General features: G+C 52.5%; 13 protein-coding genes. 8 read left to right on the top strand and 5 right to left on the bottom strand.

Annotated features, from left to right (window positions below):
- The first annotated feature begins 8 nt into the window (after positions 1-8).
- The 7 genes from entC to HV302_RS17680 all read left to right on the top strand — a co-directional run bounded on the left by entC (position 9) and on the right by HV302_RS17680 (position 7,421).
- Complete coding sequence (gene entC / locus HV302_RS17710) at positions 9-1,184, top strand: isochorismate synthase EntC (RefSeq protein ID WP_016152197.1); 1,176 nt, start codon at positions 9-11, stop codon at positions 1,182-1,184.
- 33 nt (positions 1,185-1,217) lie between these two features.
- A complete protein-coding gene (gene entE, locus HV302_RS17705) occupies positions 1,218-2,828 on the top strand; it encodes a (2,3-dihydroxybenzoyl)adenylate synthase EntE (RefSeq protein WP_016155946.1) in 1,611 nt (536 codons plus the stop codon).
- A gap of 13 nt (positions 2,829-2,841) precedes the next feature.
- Positions 2,842-3,699 carry an isochorismatase gene (locus HV302_RS17700; protein WP_016152199.1) on the top strand — a complete coding sequence of 286 codons (858 nt, stop codon included), beginning with the start codon at positions 2,842-2,844 and terminating at the stop codon, positions 3,697-3,699.
- Positions 3,699-4,454: a 2,3-dihydro-2,3-dihydroxybenzoate dehydrogenase EntA gene (entA, locus tag HV302_RS17695; RefSeq protein WP_016155947.1), complete on the top strand. Its 756-nt coding sequence runs from the start codon at positions 3,699-3,701 to the stop codon at positions 4,452-4,454. Before HV302_RS17700 ends, entA begins: the two co-directional genes overlap by 1 nt.
- A gap of 2 nt (positions 4,455-4,456) precedes the next feature.
- Positions 4,457-4,870 (top strand): proofreading thioesterase EntH, encoded by a 414-nt coding sequence (gene entH, locus HV302_RS17690; protein ID WP_029139447.1) that lies wholly within the window; start codon positions 4,457-4,459, stop codon positions 4,868-4,870.
- Positions 4,871-5,054: 184 nt separating this feature from the next.
- Positions 5,055-7,160 carry a pyruvate/proton symporter CstA gene (gene cstA / locus HV302_RS17685; RefSeq protein ID WP_016152202.1) on the top strand — a complete coding sequence of 702 codons (2,106 nt, stop codon included), beginning with the start codon at positions 5,055-5,057 and terminating at the stop codon, positions 7,158-7,160.
- Between the two features lie 63 nt (positions 7,161-7,223).
- Entirely contained in the window at positions 7,224-7,421 is a 198-nt protein-coding gene (locus tag HV302_RS17680; RefSeq protein WP_019076244.1) for a YbdD/YjiX family protein, read from the top strand.
- 103 nt (positions 7,422-7,524) lie between these two features.
- Here the strand turns inward: HV302_RS17680 and HV302_RS17675 are convergent, their stop codons facing one another.
- Positions 7,525-8,613: an oxidoreductase gene (locus tag HV302_RS17675; protein ID WP_016152204.1), complete on the bottom strand. Its 1,089-nt coding sequence runs from the start codon at positions 8,611-8,613 to the stop codon at positions 7,525-7,527.
- Between the two features lie 132 nt (positions 8,614-8,745).
- Between HV302_RS17675 and HV302_RS17670 the strand changes: the two genes are divergently transcribed.
- Positions 8,746-9,906, top strand: a complete 1,161-nt coding sequence (locus HV302_RS17670) for a pyridoxal phosphate-dependent aminotransferase (protein ID WP_181626363.1) — start codon at positions 8,746-8,748, stop codon at positions 9,904-9,906.
- Here HV302_RS17670 and HV302_RS17665 read toward each other — a convergent pair whose 3' ends face one another.
- From HV302_RS17665 to dsbG, 4 genes are all read right to left on the bottom strand, one after another.
- Complete coding sequence (locus HV302_RS17665) at positions 9,907-10,524, bottom strand: IbrB-like domain-containing protein (RefSeq protein ID WP_016155950.1); 618 nt, start codon at positions 10,522-10,524, stop codon at positions 9,907-9,909.
- Positions 10,509-11,732 (bottom strand): phosphoadenosine phosphosulfate reductase, encoded by a 1,224-nt coding sequence (locus HV302_RS17660; protein WP_016155951.1) that lies wholly within the window; start codon positions 11,730-11,732, stop codon positions 10,509-10,511. The genes HV302_RS17665 and HV302_RS17660 overlap by 16 nt, the downstream gene beginning before the upstream one ends.
- Before the next feature lie 149 nt (positions 11,733-11,881).
- Positions 11,882-12,802, bottom strand: a complete 921-nt coding sequence (citR, locus tag HV302_RS17655) for a DNA-binding transcriptional repressor CitR (RefSeq protein ID WP_016155952.1) — start codon at positions 12,800-12,802, stop codon at positions 11,882-11,884.
- A gap of 204 nt (positions 12,803-13,006) precedes the next feature.
- Positions 13,007-13,753, bottom strand: a complete 747-nt coding sequence (dsbG, locus tag HV302_RS17650; protein WP_016155953.1) for a thiol:disulfide interchange protein DsbG — start codon at positions 13,751-13,753, stop codon at positions 13,007-13,009.
- Between the last annotated feature and the right edge of the window lie 314 nt (positions 13,754-14,067).

The following is a 14,067-nucleotide window of genomic DNA, read 5'->3' as shown; positions in this document are numbered from 1 at the left end:
AGGATGATATGGAAACGTCACTGGCCGAGGAAAAAACGCAGACTATGCCGACGCTCGCTCCCGACAGTTTTTTCTTTATGTCGCCGTACCGTAGTTTTACGACGTCAGGATGCTTCGCCCGCTATGCGGAACCGGCAATTGATGGCGATTCGCCAGACAGCCCTTTCCAACAAAAAATGCATGCACTGTTTGCTGATGCCAAAGCGCAGGGTATCGCTAACCCAATCATGGTCGGGGCGATTCCTTTTGACACCCGCCAGCCGTCATCGCTGTTTATTCCCCAGTCGTGGCAGACGTTCTCCCGAACGGCGAAGCAGCAATCATCTCGTTACTTTAACGCGCATCAGTCGCTGAACGTTGTTGAACGTAAATCGATCCCAGAACAGAACTTCTTTGAAGATATGGTCGCTCGCGCGGCTGCGCTGACGGCAACCCCGGAAGTCGACAAAGTGGTGTTGTCACGCCTGATCGATATCACCGCTGATGCCAATATTGACAGCGGGGCGCTGCTGGAGCGCCTGGTGGCGCAAAATCCGGCGAGCTACAACTTTCACGTTCCCCTTGAAGACGGTGGCGTATTGATTGGCGCCAGTCCGGAACTGCTGTTACGCAAAGAAGGCGATCGTTTCAGCTCATTACCGCTGGCAGGCTCGGCACGTCGTCAACCGGACGATGTGCTGGACCGTGAGGCGGGCATCCGCCTGCTGGCGTCCGAAAAGGATCGCCATGAGCACGAACTGGTGACGCAGGCCATGAAAAATGTCCTGCGCGATCGAAGCCGTGAACTGCAACTCCCTTCTTCTCCGCAACTGGTCACCACGCCTACGCTCTGGCACCTCGGCACGCCGTTTGAGGGTAAAGCCAACGCGCAAGAAAACGCCCTGACGCTCGCGTGCCTGCTGCATCCGACGCCTGCGCTGAGCGGTTTCCCGCATCAGGTTGCGCGCAAACTTATCGCCGAGCTGGAGCCGTTCGATCGCGAACTGTTCGGTGGCATTGTCGGCTGGTGTGATGCCCAAGGCAACGGCGAATGGGTGGTGACGATCCGTTGTGCGAAGCTGCTGCGTAATCAGGTACGTTTCTTTGCCGGTGCCGGGATTGTTCCGGCCTCGTCTCCGGTTGCGGAATGGCGTGAAACGGGAGCCAAACTCTCCACGATGTTGAATGTTTTTGGACTGCATTAAGAGCCTTATTGACCAGGCCTCTAAGGAGCGATAATGAGTATTCCTTTCACCCGTTGGCCGGAGGAGTTTGCCCGCCGCTATCGTGAAAAAGGTTACTGGCAGGATTTGCCGCTGACCGACATTCTTACCCGTCACGCCGACAGCGACCATACGGCGGTGATCGATGGCGAACGCCATCTGAGCTATCGCCAACTGAATCAGGCCACTGACAATCTCGCCTGCAGCCTGCGCCGTCAGGGGATCAAACCCGGTGAAACCGCGCTGGTACAACTGGGCAACGTGGCTGAGTTGTATATCACTTTCTTTGCGCTGCTCAAGCTGGGCGTAGCCCCGGTGCTGGCATTATTCAGCCATCAGCGAAACGAACTTAACGCCTATGCCAAACAGATCGAACCTGCGCTGCTGATTGCCGATCGTCAGCATGCGTTGTTTAGCGGGGACGATTTTCTTAACGCTTTTGTGGCTGAACACAATTCAGTGCGCGTGGTGCAACTGCGCAATGACGAAGGCGAACACAATCTGCAAACGGCGATAAGCCAGCCTGCGACTGATTTTTCCGCCACGCCATCGCCTGCTGATGAGGTGGCCTATTTCCAGCTTTCAGGCGGGACTACCGGGACGCCAAAGCTGATTCCTCGTACCCATAACGATTACTACTACAGCGTGCGTCGCAGCAATGAGATTTGCCGCTTCACCGGGGAAACGCGTTATTTATGCGCGATCCCGGCGGCGCATAACTACGCGATGAGTTCGCCTGGCGCGTTGGGGGTATTCCTGGCTGGCGGCACCGTCGTGCTGGCGGCTGACCCGAGCGCCACCCTGTGCTTCCCTCTGATTGAACAGCATCAGGTTAACGTCACGGCGCTGGTGCCGCCAGCGGTGAGCCTGTGGTTGCAGGCAATTGCGGAGTGGGGGAGCAATGCGCAATTGGCTTCGCTGACGCTGCTACAGGTCGGTGGGGCACGGCTTTCCGCCTCGCTTGCGGCGCGTATTCCGGCGGAGATTGGCTGCCAGCTGCAGCAGGTCTTCGGCATGGCGGAAGGGCTGGTGAACTACACCCGTCTGGACGACAGTCCTGAACGCATCATCAATACCCAGGGCCGCCCGATGTGTCCCGATGATGAAGTCTGGGTAGCAGACGCTGACGGCAACCCTTTAGCCCAGGGAGAAACCGGGCGTCTGATGACGCGTGGCCCATACACCTTCCGCGGCTACTTCAAAAGTCCTGAGCACAATGCCAGCGCCTTTGACGCCAACGGTTTTTACTGCTCCGGCGATCTGATCGCCATCGATCGAGATGGCTACATCACCGTCCAGGGACGTGAGAAGGATCAGATCAACCGCGGTGGAGAGAAGATCGCTGCAGAAGAGATTGAAAACCTGCTGCTGCGCCACCCGATGGTGATCCATGCCGCGCTGGTCAGTATGGATGACGAACTGATGGGCGAGAAAAGCTGTGCCTGGTTGGTGGTAAAAGAGCCGCTGCGAGCGGTGCAGGTGCGTCGTTTTCTACGCGAACAGGGCGTAGCGGAATTTAAATTACCTGACCGCGTTGAGTGCGTTGAGTCGTTACCGCTGACTCCGGTTGGGAAAGTAGATAAAAAACAATTACGTCAGTGGCTGGCATCACGTTCACTGGCCTGAAGGAGAATAAGAGATGGCAATTCCTAAACTGCAGGCTTATGCGCTACCCACGGCGCTTGATGTTCCGGTGAACAAAGTGGACTGGGCGTTTGACCCCGAACGCGCCGCGCTGCTGATCCACGACATGCAGGACTATTTTATCGGCTTTTGGGGCGATAACTGCCCGATGATGGAGCAGGTCGTCGCTAACATCGCCGCACTGCGTCAGTACTGCAAAGAGCATAACATTCCGGTGTATTACACCGCTCAGCCGAAAGAACAGAGTGATGAAGACCGCGCTCTGCTCAATGATATGTGGGGACCGGGACTGACGCGTTCGCCGGAACAGCAGAAAATCGTAGAGGCGCTGGCGCCGGATGAAGCGGATACCATTCTGGTGAAATGGCGTTACAGCGCATTTCATCGCTCGCCGCTGGAACAGATGCTTAAGGAGACCGGACGTAATCAACTGATCATTACCGGCGTGTATGCGCATATTGGCTGTATGACCACCGCAACGGACGCCTTTATGCGCGACATCAAGCCGTTTATGGTTGCCGATGCGTTGGCAGACTTTAGCCGTGACGAACATCTGATGTCGCTGAAATACGTGGCGGGACGCTCCGGGCGTGTGGTGATGACTCAGGAATTATTACCGACGCCGGTACCGGCCAGCAAAGATGCGTTACGCAGCATTATTCTGCCGCTGCTCGATGAGTCCGAAGAGCCGATGGATGACGAAAACCTGATCGACTACGGACTGGATTCCGTGCGCATGATGGCGCTGGCGGCGCGCTGGCGTAAGGTTCATGGTGATATTGACTTCGTGATGCTGGCGAAAAACCCGACCATTGACGCCTGGTGGACGCTGCTCTCTCGCGAGGTGAAGTAATGTCTGGATTTGACTTCGCAGGGAAAACCGTCTGGGTAACCGGCGCGGGAAAAGGGATTGGCTACACCACGGCGCTGGCGTTTGTGAAAGCGGGTGCTGAGGTGACAGGATTCGATCGTGAATTTTCTCAGAATAACTACCCGTTTGCCACCGAAGTGCTGGATGTGGCGAATGCTGAACAGGTGGCTGAGGTGTGTCAGCGCGTCCTGCAAACGCGCGAGCGGTTGGATGTGTTGGTCAATGCGGCGGGTATTTTGCGTATGGGGGCCACCGATGCGCTGAGCATTGAGGAGTGGCAGCAGACGTTTGCGGTTAACGTTGGTGGGGCGTTCAATCTGTTTCAGCAGACGATGGCGCAGTTTCGTCGCCAGCAGGGCGGGGCAATCGTGACCGTCGCGTCGGATGCGGCGCACACGCCGCGTATCGGTATGAGCGCATACGGTGCGTCAAAAGCCGCGCTGAAAAACCTGGCACTGACCGTCGGACTTGAACTGGCAGGCAGCGGTGTGCGTTGCAATGTGGTTTCGCCAGGCTCGACCGACACCGACATGCAGCGTACGTTGTGGGTCAGCGATGACGCGGAGCAACAGCGCATTCGTGGGTTTGGCGAGCAGTTTAAGCTCGGCATTCCACTGGGGAAAATCGCTCGTCCACAGGAAATCGCTAACACTATTTTATTCCTCGCTTCCGATCTGGCGAGCCACATTACGCTTCAGGATATCGTGGTGGACGGCGGCTCCACGCTGGGGGCATGACGATGATCTGGAAACGTCATTTAACGCTGGATGAACTGAATGCCACCAGTCAGAACACGATGGTGGCGCATTTAGGCATGGTCTATACCCGACTGGGGGATGATGTGCTGGAAGCCGAAATGCCGGTGGATAGCCGGACGCATCAGCCGTTTGGTCTGCTGCACGGCGGCGCGTCGGCGGCCCTGGCGGAAACATTGGGTTCGATGGCGGGTTATCTGATGACTCGCGACGGACAGTGTGTGGTGGGTACGGAACTGAACGCCACGCACCATCGGGCGGTTGCGCAGGGGAAAGTGCGCGGCGTTTGCCAGCCGTTGCACCTCGGGCGTCAGAGTCAAAGCTGGGAAATCGTCATCTTTGATGAGCAGGGACGACGCTGTTGCACCTGTCGTTTAGGCACTGCGGTGATGGGGTGAGTCGCCCGACAAAGTAAAATGAAATTGCAGGGTTAACGGCTAAATGAAGTGATCCAGTTAACAATGCAATGTAAATACTCAGTGATACTTCGGGTTTACATGGTTGTCAGGTTGTTAAATTCAGAAAAGATGTTATAGAAACAAAATGTAACATCTCTCTGACCAGGACAACGGAAAACCAAGTATGAATAAATCAGGGAAGTACCTCGTCTGGACAGTGCTCTCCGTTATGGGAGCATTTGCCCTCGGCTATATCGCATTAAATCGTGGCGAACAGATCAACGCGTTGTGGATAGTCGTGGCGTCGGTCTGTGTCTACCTTATCGCTTACCGTTTCTACGGCCTGTACATCGCGAAAAATGTACTGGCGCTGGACCCGACGCGTATGACGCCTGCCGTGCGTCATAACGATGGTCTGGACTATGTTCCTACCGATAAAAAAGTGCTGTTTGGCCACCATTTCGCGGCGATTGCTGGAGCGGGTCCATTAGTTGGACCGGTGCTGGCGGCGCAAATGGGCTATCTGCCGGGTATGATCTGGCTGCTTGCCGGGGTGGTACTGGCGGGGGCGGTGCAGGACTTTATGGTGCTGTTTGTTTCTACCCGTCGCGATGGGCGTTCCCTTGGCGAACTGGTGAAAGAAGAGATGGGCCCAACGGCGGGCGTCATTGCGCTGGTGGCCTGTTTTATGATCATGGTGATTATCCTCGCGGTACTGGCGATGATCGTCGTGAAAGCGCTGACCCACAGCCCGTGGGGAACCTACACCGTCGCCTTTACTATCCCGCTGGCGATCTTCATGGGGATTTACCTGCGTTATCTGCGCCCGGGCCGCATTGGTGAAGTGTCGGTCATCGGTCTGGTATTCCTGGTGTTTGCTATTATTTCCGGCGGCTGGGTGGCTGAAAGCCCGACCTGGGCACCGTACTTTGACTTTACCGGCGTACAGTTGACCTGGATGCTGGTGGGATACGGCTTTGTCGCCGCCGTACTGCCGGTGTGGCTGCTGCTGGCGCCGCGTGATTATCTCTCTACCTTCCTGAAAATCGGTACCATTGTTGGTCTGGCGGTAGGGATTCTGATCATGCGTCCGACGCTGACCATGCCTGCGCTGACCAAGTTTGTTGACGGTACAGGCCCGGTCTGGAGCGGTAACCTGTTCCCGTTCCTGTTTATTACCATCGCCTGCGGTGCGGTCTCTGGTTTCCACGCGCTGATTGCCTCCGGCACCACGCCGAAGATGCTGGCGAATGAAGGTCAGGCCTGTTTTATTGGCTACGGCGGGATGCTGATGGAATCCTTTGTCGCCATTATGGCGCTGGTGGCGGCCTGCGTTATCGACCCGGGCGTCTATTTTGCGATGAACAGCCCGATGGCTGTACTGGCACCTGCCGGAACCACCGATGTGGTTGCGTCAGCGGCACAGGTTGTGAGCAGTTGGGGCTTTGTTATCACGCCTGATACGCTGCATCAGATTGCGAACGATGTCGGCGAACAATCCATTATCTCCCGCGCAGGCGGTGCGCCGACGCTGGCGGTGGGCATGGCGTATATTCTGCATGGTGCGCTGGGTGGCATGATGGATGTGGCGTTCTGGTATCACTTCGCCATTCTGTTTGAAGCCCTGTTTATTCTGACGGCGGTAGACGCCGGTACCCGTGCCGCACGCTTTATGCTGCAGGATCTGCTGGGCGTGGTGTCACCGGGTCTGAAACGTACCGATTCGCTGCCTGCGAACCTGCTGGCAACGGCGCTGTGTGTGCTGGCCTGGGGTTACTTCTTGCACCAGGGCGTGGTGGATCCATTGGGTGGTATTAATACCCTGTGGCCACTGTTTGGTATCGCCAACCAGATGCTGGCCGGTATGGCGTTGATGCTTTGCGCGGTGGTGCTGTTCAAGATGAAACGTCAGCGCTACGCGTGGGTGGCGCTGGTGCCAACGGCCTGGCTGCTGATTTGTACCCTGACCGCCGGCTGGCAGAAAGCGTTTAGCCCGGATGCGAAAATTGGCTTCCTCGCCATCGCTAACAAGTTCCAGGCGATGATCGACAGCGGTAATATTCCGGCGCAGTACACTCAGTCGCAGCTGACGCAGTTGGTGTTTAACAACCGCCTGGATGCGGGTCTCACTATCTTCTTCATGGTAGTCGTTGTGGTGCTGGGTCTGTTCTCCATCAAAACTGCACTGGCAGCACTGAAAGAGGACAAACCTACGTCGAAAGAAACGCCATACGAACCGATGCCTGAGAATGTCGAAGAGATCGTGGCGCAGGCGAAAGGCGCGCACTAATATTCTCTTAACCAACGAGCCCTCTCCTGAATGGGGAGGGCGTTTGTTCGACAGGGAAACACTATGTTTGAAACGCTCTCTAAAGCCGGGAAGTATTTGGGTCAAACCGCCCGATTAATGATAGGTGTGCCGGATTACGACAACTATGTTGAGCATATGCGCGTCACGCATCCGGACCTGACGCCAATGACCTACGAAGAATTTTTCCGCGAACGCCAGGATGCGCGCTACGGGGGGAAAGGCGGCGCACGCTGCTGTTAATGCTCTTCATCATTCAAGCTGCAGGTGTGTTCACCCTGGTCACTTACCTTTGTAAGCTCCAGGGTTTCGCTGCGTTGCCGCCATCAGGCATCTCACACCATAATCACACCGTAAACGATTCTACTTTTTCGAAGGCTGCGCGCAGCGTCTGTGGCGTTAACGTTACCGGCAGCGCATGAATGGACTCCACCGGGCGCAGGGTGTGCGCAATCACGTTGTCGATTTCAGCCCGGTTGTTGATGTCTACTTCCAGTTGAGCCAACCGGGTTGGCAGGTTGAAGCGCTGGTAGGCGGTAATTAACTGCGCCAGCACATCATCTTGTCCCAGCAGCGCGCTCTGCACCAGTATGCCGTACGCCACTTTGGTGCCATGCAAAAACTTCTCGGTCTGCGGGAGCACGGTCAGGCCATTATGTACCGAATGCGCTGCCGCCACGCGGGTGTAGCGCTCACCCAGACCGCCGACCATGCCGCCTCCGGCAATAATTGCATCCACCACATCGCAAAATGTGCGGCTTAACGTGCCTTGTTGCTTATCGACCAGCGCCTGTTCGCTGCTTTCCAACAGGACGTCGCGGATCGTCTGCGCAGCATGGATACCCAAACGCACGGTCAGAGGCAGGTTTTCCGGCTCAGGCGCGAGCACGACGGCCTCGTACCATTTCGCCAGCGTGTCGCCGATCCCCGCCAGTAAGTATTCTTCAGGCGCATTGAGAACGATCTCTGGCTCGACCAGCACGAGGAAATTGGCGTCAGCGAAAATTTCGAAATGCAGCGCCTGGCCTGCATCGTTGTACCAGACGGAGAGCGGTGTCCATGCGGCGCAGGTCGCTGCGATAGTAGGAATACCGACAAAAGGCAGACCCAGACGACGAGCCAGCGCTTTGGCCGTGTCGAGCAATGTCCCGCCGCCCACACCAATCACCACGCTGCGATTCTCTCCTGACTCTTTTGCCAGTTGAGTAACATCGGTTTCGCTGCAATGTCCCGTAAACAGCAGGTGCCTGGCATCGGCAAGATGAAATGCCTCAGGCAGATAAGGGCGGGCCGCGTCGATGGCGCGTTCACCGTAAACCCAGACGGCGCGTGAGAGTTGCTCTGCGGTGAAAAAATCGTTGAGTCTTGACAGGCTGCCGGGATGGGAAAAATAGTTGGCCGGGCCGGTGACGACGCGAATCTCGGTATTACTCATGTTGTGTTGTCCTTTTGGCTGTCCTGTCAATGCAGGTTATTTTTATATAGACGTCTGAACGTCTTGATTGCCAAATACTAGCATCGTGCTATAGTGGCTTCAACCACAACATCACACGCTGGGATAACAATAATGAGTAATAACCCGCTGATTCCGCAAAGCAAACTGCCTAATCTTGGCACCACTATCTTCACGCAAATGAGCGCGCTGGCGCAGCAGCATCAGGCCATTAACCTCTCGCAGGGATTTCCTGATTTTGACGGGCCACTCTTTTTGCAGGAACGTCTGGCGTATCACGTCGCGCATGGCGCAAACCAGTATGCGCCGATGACGGGCGTACAGCCGTTGCGCGAAGCCATTGCGGATAAAACCGCGCAGTTGTACGGCTACAAACCTGATGCGAATAGTGAAGTGACCGTGACGGCGGGGGCCACAGAAGCGCTGTTCGCCGCTATTACGGCGCTGGTGCGTCCTGGCGATGAGGTGATTTGTTTTGACCCGAGCTACGACAGCTATGCGCCCGCGGTCGAATTATCCGGCGGCGTAGTTAAACGTATCGCGCTGCAACCGCCGTCTTTTCGCGTCGACTGGCAGGAATTTAGCGCTGTACTCAGCGAACGTACCCGACTGGTGATCCTTAACACGCCGCACAACCCTTCCGCCACCGTATGGCATCACGCCGATTTTGATGCCCTGTGGCAGGCAATTAAAGAACGCGAGATCTTTGTCATCAGCGACGAAGTTTATGAGCACATTTGCTTCGCCGGACAAGGACATGCCAGCGTGCTGGCGCATTCACAGCTGCGCGAACGCGCCGTTGCCGTTTCATCGTTTGGGAAGACCTACCATATGACCGGCTGGAAAGTCGGCTACTGCATTGCGCCTGCCGCCATTAGCGCTGAATTACGCAAGGTACACCAGTATCTGACGTTCTCAGTGAATACGCCGGCTCAGTTGGCGCTGGCGGATATGCTGCGGGAGGATCCAACACACTATCGTGAGTTGCCAGCCTTTTATCAGAAAAAACGCGATGTGTTGGTGAACGCGCTGCGTGACAGCCGACTGGAAATTTTGCCGTGTGAAGGCACCTATTTTCTGCTGGTCGATTACAGTGCCGTCTCCACGCTTAACGACGTTGAGTTTTGCCAGTGGCTGACCAAAGAAGTGGGCGTTGCCGCGATCCCGTTGTCGGTTTTCTGCGCCGATCCTTTCCCGCATAAGCTGATTCGCCTATGTTTTGCCAAGCAAGAATCGACGCTGCTGGCGGCAGCCGAACGTCTGGTTGCGCTGTAGTTATTTTACTGTCCAGGCTTTGGAGAAGCGACGGTCGGCAAATAACTCTTGCAGACCGTTAATTTGTTTCAGACGTAAAACCTCATCGTCGTCCATACCTAACTCTTTACTGATTTTCTCTTCGCTCCATCCCAGTAGCGATAATTCACGAACGATTTCCGACATGGCATGAATTTTATGCCGCCCACGGGCACGGTTATGACGAATTGTCGCTGCCATGCGTTCATGGCGTTCACGCTGTAAACAGGTGACCGGCAGGTAGCCATGCAGGCGTGATTTCAGCGACGGTTTGCTTTTTCCTAGCTCATGACGGTGGAAACCATCGACAATTTCGTACTCTTCCGCCGTGGAGTGAACCACCACGATGGGCTGCGTGAATCCGTCTGCTTCGAGGGATTTCTGCAGCAGTTTTTTCTCCGGAGGCGCAACGTTATTAGGGTTATAGTCATTGGGTGATATATGCTCATTTTTAATCCATAGTACACAATCTACTGGCTCTTCGCGAAAAGGGCTGACGCTGTGGATAGCCATTCTGAATTGGTTGATTGCTTCAATTCGCTCTTCTTCTGACAGCCCAGAAAGAAAACCAGTGAGTTCTTGAGTTAGTCGGTGTTGCATAAGATTCCCCATTGCTGGCGTTTTATTTTCATGCGTTCATTATAACGTTGGTAGTTTTTGGGTTTTGTGGGGCTGAATGACAGCGCCCGGCACCAGTAGTCGTTATTCAGCAGGACTTTACAGATACGCCGCCACGACGGAATATCCGCTGAGCCAATATCTTTTTCCTGAGTTTGCGGGATATTGTCCATGCCCTTTTTCTTATACCACTGCAAATAGATGGCGATTTTATTGCGATAATGCTCAGCGGTCTTTTCCGGCATGCTATTGAGTAGCAGCATGGCGTATTCCTGCCAGTTTAAATGTTCGGGTTTTAATATTTTGCGGTGCCCGTAAAAATGGTTGTCCTGACCGGCATAAATTCCGCCACTTTTTACACCGCTGACACGGGCACACATGGCTGCCCAGCGCTCGGGTTCAATGACGTGATATAGCCATAATCCCTGACGCTGTTCCGGGCCAAAGGGCTCACAAATACGCATGTAACGTGTTGGGACACCGGCCTGATACATGAGATTGTATAAGGGATTGCACGACATTCTGGTTTTTGCGAACCAGGTCCAGATATCGGCAGTTTTCCAGTCATAAATCGGGTAAATATACCAGGTATGCCCGCCGGGGGCGCTGGTGGTCCAGGGTTTATCATCGGCAAAGCGCTGCTTTTGCGAATTGGCAATGGCGACAAAACGATTATATGACTCATCGGCGCGGATCCCGACCATCATGCCGGCTGGACGTTTCTCTGAATACCAGTCAGCGAACTCGCGAACAAATTGTTCAAAGGTCATGCCGGGTTGATAGAAGGAGAAATACTCTGGATCGGTTATGGCATCCGTGGGAGGCTGGCGAACCCACGGAGTACCTGGTTCCCAACACTGCCATTCTGGCTGAAATTGAGAGAGGGAATTCTGGGTGGTGAGCGGTAAAGCCACCCAATAAAAGCGCTCGATGACATCAGAATAACGTGCACGAAGCGCCTCAACATAATCAATAGTGCAGGAAAACTGGGCTTCCCAGTCGATAAATAGTACATCAATTTTTTTATGCAGTTGGCGTGCAAGCATAGCTGTCAGATGTAACATCAGTCCTGAATCTTTCCCGCCGGAGAAAGAGACACAAACCCGAGGCAGAGTTTCCAGCGCCCAGGTTATGCGCTCCAGAGCGGCGTCCAGCACGTTTTGAGCAAGCGGGATTTTATAAATAGACATATTAAGCTCATATCAGAATTATTATTCAAAACAATAACAAATGCTGACAATAAGATATGCTAATTTTTTTCAGGTGCAACGTTTTAATACATTCATGGTTGTTTTGAATTGCCTTTATTCATAAAAATATAAAATGAATAGCTAAAGCTCTATTTGTTAGTCCTCTGGTCATTTTTATCATTTATTTTATTAATTAAATTAACGAAGCCAGTATTGTTGAGTGATGCTCTGTTATACATCAAAAATAAATTTATTTTTGGTAAGGGGATATCGATACAGATCTCTTTTAAATTAAATGAGCCGGTATATTGTTCGTAAACATCCCTTGGTAGCAGACCTATGATATCTGTGTTTGAAATAATATTAATGATCGTTATTAATGAGTCGCTGCGGAAACCAATATCTCGATTAGCCAGCAAGGCGCTGGTTTTTTGCCAGTATTCTTTAACGCCAGGGTCTTCAGAGATAAGTTGCGTGAACTGTTCTTTTAATATTGTTTCAAGCGTGCTTTCTCCATTAATTCTTGGATGGTTTTTGTTGCAAACTAATATTGTTTCAGCAGTTTTAAATGGTGAGCATATTATCGAGCGATTACTCACTGGGGCGGTAGCAATGACTAAATCTGCTTTTCTGTAAGCCAACAGATTTTCCGTACTTTCAGCAGTGATGAGTATGTTATGGTGCTCAATTTCGACATGTGAGTCTTCTCTGAGAAAATGAATAACTTCCTCGATGTTGATAATGGTTGGCAGTTGTGGACAGTAAATAATGAATTTTTTCTTCAGACTGGAGTTATTCATGATGTTTATTGTCTGCTCCAGACTGTTGAGGTTTTTCTCAAGATGATGATGGAGGTTAATCCCCATAATCGTTGGCGTTAGGCCTTTTCCGGAGCGGATAAACAGTGGGTCATTAAATTGTGTGCGTAGCCGTTGCAGTGACTGGCTAACGGCAGAGGGGGTAATATACAAAGTTTCAGCAGCTTTAGTGATACTCAAATGTTGATAAATACACTCAAAGATAACCAACAGATTGAGATCGAACTTTTTGAGGTCATAGAGGTTAGCCATGCATACCTTCCTGTGATGGTCATGTTTTGAAAGATTTAATTTTGAAATATTTTAAGTTGTGATTATTCTTGTGATTTATGTTTGTGTGCTTAATGAATTATTAATCTAAACTAAAATAGCACATATTGCATAATTTTGAGCGAAAAAGTTAATTTAAATGAGTGATTGACATGAAAATGATAACAACCACTCATTTTGTTACTTTTATTTATTACCCATGATAATGTTTAATTTCTCCTTATCCGGTAAGCCGACTTCCTGTTGTAACGTATCGTCTTTACTCATGTAATAGATAGCCGGCGTGACGTTGGCGCCTAAATCATCCATCAACTTTTGATTGATATTCAATACCTTCATCTGCTCCGGTGAAATGGAGGTCGGGATTTCTAGCTTCATATTCCCACCAGATGCCTCATAGTCATGCCAGGTCTTGGCCGGATCTTTTGCGGCCAGAATCGCAGCGGCGGTAGCCGGGCTTTCGGGTTTAATTACGCCAACCAGTATTGTGCGCAACTGAACTTTACCTGAGTCTACCCACGGGCGAGCCTTTTGCCAGAACTGTTTGCAATAGGGACAGAAGGGATCGGCAAACACATAGACAATGACTGGAGCCTCTTTTTTCCCGTCCAGAATCCAGGATGTTTTTTCCATTCGCTGCCACATTTCGCGTCCGGCAGGGGCGTAGATCTCTTTTTCTATCAGCGTATTACTGAGGTTTTCACCTTTTTCGTTATACATATAACCGGAAATGGCGTGTTTGCCGTCAGGCGTAACATAGATAGTAACGCCCATATCCTGGTATTTTCCCAGGTAGCCCTTCATTCCACCCGGCGCGTCGAAGGGTTTGAGAATAGTAATGCCCTGTTTCTCAATAGCTTTAACGGGGGCAGGAAGTTCTTCGGCGTGCACCACGGCAGGAAGAAGAGTTAAGAGTAAGGTACGTTTAAACATTGATTTTCCTTATAAAATCAGAAGGAAAGGGGACTAAGTTGCAAAACCTATCGCAGCCATAGGTAAGATCGACCGTCTGTCGATTGCCCTTTCTTGAGTGGGGTGATGTAATCCCAATCGCTGTTACGACCTTTGTTAAGGTAATGTAGAGCGCAACACATAGCCAGCCCTGCTGGCACTGACGTTACCTGCGGGTAGCTCGGGTAATGAGGCTCCCTGCAAAGGGGGCCTTTTTTACTTTTATCTTTAGGTTCACAACATGAGTTTGAGTGGGTTGTTAGTTAACGCTTATTGATTTGATAAAGGAAACGCAT

This window comes from Citrobacter sp. RHBSTW-00859 (assembly GCF_013729795.1).
GTDB classification, from domain to species: domain Bacteria; phylum Pseudomonadota; class Gammaproteobacteria; order Enterobacterales; family Enterobacteriaceae; genus Citrobacter; species Citrobacter braakii.
The sequence above is the reverse complement of the archived record's forward strand: the minus strand, read 5'-3'. Positions and strand labels throughout refer to the sequence as shown.

Excerpts from the sequence above, each read along its gene's own strand:
- entC (WP_016152197.1), top strand. The coding sequence starts at position 9 with ATGGAAACGTCACTGGCCGAGGAAAAAACGCAGACTATGCCGACGCTC.
- entE (WP_016155946.1), top strand. The coding sequence starts at position 1,218 with ATGAGTATTCCTTTCACCCGTTGGCCGGAGGAGTTTGCCCGCCGCTAT.
- HV302_RS17700 (WP_016152199.1), top strand. The coding sequence starts at position 2,842 with ATGGCAATTCCTAAACTGCAGGCTTATGCGCTACCCACGGCGCTTGAT.
- entA (WP_016155947.1), top strand. The coding sequence starts at position 3,699 with ATGTCTGGATTTGACTTCGCAGGGAAAACCGTCTGGGTAACCGGCGCG.
- entH (WP_029139447.1), top strand. The coding sequence starts at position 4,457 with ATGATCTGGAAACGTCATTTAACGCTGGATGAACTGAATGCCACCAGT.
- cstA (WP_016152202.1), top strand. The coding sequence starts at position 5,055 with ATGAATAAATCAGGGAAGTACCTCGTCTGGACAGTGCTCTCCGTTATG.
- HV302_RS17680 (WP_019076244.1), top strand. The coding sequence starts at position 7,224 with ATGTTTGAAACGCTCTCTAAAGCCGGGAAGTATTTGGGTCAAACCGCC.
- HV302_RS17675 (WP_016152204.1), bottom strand. The coding sequence starts at position 8,613 with ATGAGTAATACCGAGATTCGCGTCGTCACCGGCCCGGCCAACTATTTT.
- HV302_RS17670 (WP_181626363.1), top strand. The coding sequence starts at position 8,746 with ATGAGTAATAACCCGCTGATTCCGCAAAGCAAACTGCCTAATCTTGGC.
- HV302_RS17665 (WP_016155950.1), bottom strand. The coding sequence starts at position 10,524 with ATGCAACACCGACTAACTCAAGAACTCACTGGTTTTCTTTCTGGGCTG.
- HV302_RS17660 (WP_016155951.1), bottom strand. The coding sequence starts at position 11,732 with ATGTCTATTTATAAAATCCCGCTTGCTCAAAACGTGCTGGACGCCGCT.
- citR (WP_016155952.1), bottom strand. The coding sequence starts at position 12,802 with ATGGCTAACCTCTATGACCTCAAAAAGTTCGATCTCAATCTGTTGGTT.
- dsbG (WP_016155953.1), bottom strand. The coding sequence starts at position 13,753 with ATGTTTAAACGTACCTTACTCTTAACTCTTCTTCCTGCCGTGGTGCAC.